At 70.9% G+C, this 4,340-nt stretch carries 2 protein-coding genes; one reads left to right on the top strand and one right to left on the bottom strand.

All coding sequences use genetic code 11. The features are described from left to right. Positions 1–2,158 (bottom strand): CRISPR-associated helicase Cas3' (gene cas3 / locus ACFRQN_RS28190; protein WP_380742975.1); only part of this gene is annotated, 2,158 nt, incomplete at its 3' end. A 1,375-nt stretch (positions 2,159–3,533) separates the two neighbouring features. Here cas3 and ACFRQN_RS28185 point away from each other — a divergent pair. Next, complete coding sequence (locus tag ACFRQN_RS28185) at positions 3,534–3,827, top strand: hypothetical protein (RefSeq protein ID WP_380742973.1); 294 nt, start codon at positions 3,534–3,536, stop codon at positions 3,825–3,827. The last annotated feature ends 513 nt before the right edge of the window (positions 3,828–4,340 follow it).

Below are 4,340 nucleotides of genomic sequence, written 5' to 3'. Positions count from 1 at the left end.
CGAGCGGTTCCAGCACCACCAGCCGCGGCTCGTCCACCGCCCCGCTCCACACCGGCCGCACCTTCCGGTCATGGCGCTTGCCCCGCCCCGCCCGCTGCAGCAACTGTGCCAACGGCGCCAGGTCCGACACCACCAGGTCGAAGTCCAGATCCAGGGACTGCTCGACGATCTGGGTGGCGACCAGCACCGAACCCGGCCGCACCACGCCGCCCTCCCCGCCGCCCTTCGGCTTGCCGTAGGCCGCCTCGCACTCGGTGGTGATCCGCTGCCGCTCGAACGCCGGAAACCGCGAATGCAGCAGACGCAAGCCCCCCTCACGCGCCGCCAGCCCGGGCAGCCCCTCACACAGGTCCCGGTACGTCGCCTGCGCCTCGGCGACCGTCGTGCAGCACACCAGCACGCACCCGCCGCCATCGACCACCGGCACCAGCAGCTCCCGCAACACCGCCCGCCGACCCCCGGCCGGTGGCGGCTTCCCCGGGTCCTCCCGCACGTCCCACCGCACCGGGTACCGCTCCACCCGCAGCGTCCGCTCCCGGCCACTGCCGACCTTCCGCAGCGCAGCCACCTCCCCCGAGCCCGCGTCCACGAACAGCCACCCCGGGTAGCACGGCTCCACCGTCGCCGGCTCCAGGAAACCCGCACCCCGGCGGTAGGCGTTCACCAGCGACGACGCCACCCGGCCCGTCAGCGTCGCCGACAGCAGCACCACCGGCGCGCCGAACGCGCCCAGCCACTCCAGCAGCCGCACCAGCAGGCTGTGCATCCACGGCCCGTACGCGTGCGCCTCGTCGACGACCAGCACCTTGCCCGACAGGCCGAACAACCGCAGCACGTTGTACCGCAGCGGCAGCACCCCGGCCAGCACCTGGTCGACCGTCCCCGCCCCCAACGGCGCGAGGATCCCCCGCCGCCCCGTCCGCAACCACCGTCCGGCCTCCCGGTCGGCCAGCACTGGCCCCCCGCCACCGTACTCACGCTCAACGCCCAGCCACGCCATGCTGTGCAACAGCATCAGCGCCCGCTCACCCTCGACATTCGCGTCGGCGAACTCCCCGACCCGGCCGAACATCGCATCCGCCGTCGCCATCGTCGGCAACCCCACGAACAACCCCGACGCCCCCGACCCGCGCGCCAGCACCGACGCCGCGTGCAACGCCGCCTCCGTCTTCCCGTCCCCCGTCGGCGCCGTCACCAGCACCAACCCCGAACCCCCCACCCCTTCCCGCCCCCGCAGCAGACCCGGAAGATCCTCCGAAACGCTCTCCTGCAGCGGATTCGCCTCACGAAAACCCGGGAACTGCTCGACGAACGACCTCGCCGGAAACACCGCCCGCCCAAGACCCGCCTCCCGCACCCACCCCGGCGCCGCCCCCACAGCCACCCGGTAGTGCGCCCCCAACGCCTCCTCGTCCGCCACCCACCCCGACGACGGGATCCGACCGACGATCACCTCCACCTGACTCGCCAACCAGTCCGCCACCACCACCAGACCCGTCACCACCACCGCCGCCCACCCCGGCAACACCCCCACCGGAACCCCACGAGCCCCCGTCACCCGCCGCACCACACGCGCGTGCACCAACCGCTGCTCCCGCCAGCCCGGGCCCGCCCCGAGCCCGGGCTGGTACCCGGACGGATCGGCCAGCTTCCGCGCCTCCGGCACCGACCCGTAGCAGCCGTGGTGTCCCCCGAGGAGCTGCGCGATCTGGTGGGCCGCGGACTTCCTCACCAGCCGGCCGACCGGCGGGTAGCCGCACTCCTCGAAGAACTCCACCAGCGCCCAGTGCGTCGCCACCTCGTGCCGCAGCCGCCCCCCGGCCCCGCCCGCGCCGTCGGTTCCGGCGGCGTACCGGTCCTCGCCGGCGAGCCGGCCGAACACGCCGGGCACCTGCGCCTGGAACCCGGGAATGATCTTCCCGACGTCGTGAAGGCCGGCCCAGAACCCCACCATCCTCCGGGCCTCGTCCACCCCGACACCCACGGCCTCGGCCAGCCGCTTCTGGACCTGCGGGTGCAGCACCGCATCCCACAACGCCACCGCGACCGCCGCCGTGTCCAACAGGTGACAGACCACCGGATACGCGGCCGGCAACCCGCTCTCCTTGCCCCACAACCGCAGATCCGGTAACTGTCCTACGCCCTCGTCGAGAACCATGCCCAGTGAACTATCACCCGGCACTGACAACAGCCCCTGCCCCGACCTCAGGCCAGGCCGGCTCCCCCGAAACCGCGTCCCAACCCCGGCCCACCCGATAGGATCCCGCGCCCGCGATGGAACCCGCAGTTGGACCAGGGCTGACCTAATGCGCGCTGTCCCCCGTCACCTGGTGCGGGACGCTCGTCTCGCGTTCCCGGAGGGAAGCCGACCGTGAACCGGTTCCCTGGAGTGGCTGGCTGCGGACCGCTTCGTCGCTTTTGCTTATCGAAGCTTTTGAATGCACTCGGCGATGGCAGCGACGGCGCCAAAGAATGCGGTGACTGCGGCAAGAATGGACGGAGCGCGCTTGTGCCAGGGCTGCTTGTCGTCGTCCAACGTTCCTCCATGACAGTGCGTTCTGATGCCTGCGGTGCGCCGACGCGAGCACGGAGGAAGCTACCAGCGGCTGACGGTCGCGGCGGTGAGACTCGCCGCCGCCAAAGCCAGAAAATGAGCTGCAGTGACTCACCAAATAAAGACAACTAGAGGCTTGGCGAGTGAAGACAGGGAATGATGGTTAATGTATTCAGATATCACTTTCAAAATCCTTGCCGGAGCATTCGGTCAGCCGATCGCTTCTGGCACTTATACGGCATATGCTTTTGAATCAATCCCCGCGCAAGCGGGGGTCAGCCGCCTCTGGTTGGTTTCTTCGAGAGCCACTGTGCTCATTCCTCGCGCAAGCGGGGGCCAGTCGGCTACGTTCGTCGCCGACTTCAACTCAGGCGGGCCCTCCCCGCAAGCGCGGGGGTCAGCCGAAGCCGGTGCTCGTCGGCCAGCAGGAGTTCAGGTCTTCCCCGTAAGCGCGGGCGTCAGCCGGCCGAGGGCGGCCAGCACCGCATCGTGCGCGAGTCCTCCCCGCGCCCGCGGGGGTCAGCCGTACTCGGGGGACTGGCCGAAGTCGGGTACGACGTCCTCCCCGCGCCCGCGGGGGTCAGCCGCCGTCCTCGGTCCGGGCGCGAAGAGCGCGCATCGTCCTCCCCGCGAGTGCGGGGGTCAGCCGCCGGCCGAGATCACCGCGGCGATCCTCGCCGGGTCCTCCCCGCAGGCGCGGGGGTCAGCCGCTGGGCACCACGCGGGAGCTAGCTACTCACTAGTCCTCCCCGCGCCCGCGGGGGTCAGCCGTCGCTGAGCCGGCCGGGGCGGGTTCCACCGCTGTCCTCCCCGCGCGCGGGGGTCAGCCGGAAAGCTCCAGCCCGGGTTCTCCCTGCGGGCGCGGGCGGGGGCGCTCGTCGTACGCCGCGCTGATCGACTAGGAGCTTGTCCGGCCGAACTTGATGGGGAGCCTTCAGGGCTTGGCGCCGATACGATCTTTGCGGCAGAAGGGGAGGGCATGGAGGACGTCTTCGATGTGAGCGGAACGCCGCCGCAGGGTTGGATGCACGCGGTCTTCGGGGATGGGCCCTACGGCGAGGACGTTGGCCGGTGTGTTCCCGGTCCGCCCGCACTCGAGCGAATCGCAGTCCCGCTGCCGAAGGGCGGCGAGTACGTCTACCAGCTAGCCACGGTCGGCTCGTGGTCAGCACCGGACGACCCAATCGCCGTCTACAACGAAACCGGACCAGCGCCTGAGTCGCCACTGTCAGAGCTGGAGAAGTCCTGGCTCAACCGGCGTGTCGGGCAGTAGCTGTGGACCGGAGAACGGTCACGTACGAAGCCAGATGACCAGGGCCGCCGCGGTGACGGTTCGTCCTCCCCGCGCCGCGGGGGTCAGCCGCGGCGGTGGTCGGCCTGACAGTCAGGCCGACCGTCCTCCCCGCGGGCGCGGGGGTCAGCCGAACTTCCGTCACAGGGTGGCGGGAGACGAAATGTCCTCCCCGTGCCCGTGGGGGTTAGCCGCAGGAGGCAGAGGGCGGACGGAGCTCGGCTTCGTCTTCCCCGCGCCCATGAGGGATCGCCTCCATCTTCGGGGTCGGTGCCGGCGGTCGTGCGATGCCGGGATCCCCGGGTGCCGTCGCCCTTGGCGGTGACTCCTCACCCGGCTCCGCCCACGCGGACACAAGCGCCGCCCGGGCCTTCAGCGGTGTCCGCGGAGAACGGTGTCGTGGCCGTCTGCCACGATGGGCGCTGCTCCTTGACACCTCAACAGGCCGGCCCGCCTCGTACTCCTCGGCAGGCTGGTCAAGAAATTGCAAAGCCG

Source organism: Kitasatospora sp. NPDC056800 (genome assembly GCF_042789775.1).
Lineage (GTDB): Bacteria > Actinomycetota > Actinomycetes > Streptomycetales > Streptomycetaceae > Kitasatospora.
Note: the sequence above shows the minus strand (reverse complement) of the source record. Positions and strands in the feature narration are given on the sequence as shown.

Bases quoted from the DNA above. Each gene is read 5' to 3' on its own strand.
- ACFRQN_RS28185 (WP_380742973.1), top strand. From the start codon at position 3,534: ATGGAGGACGTCTTCGATGTGAGCGGAACGCCGCCGCAGGGTTGGATG.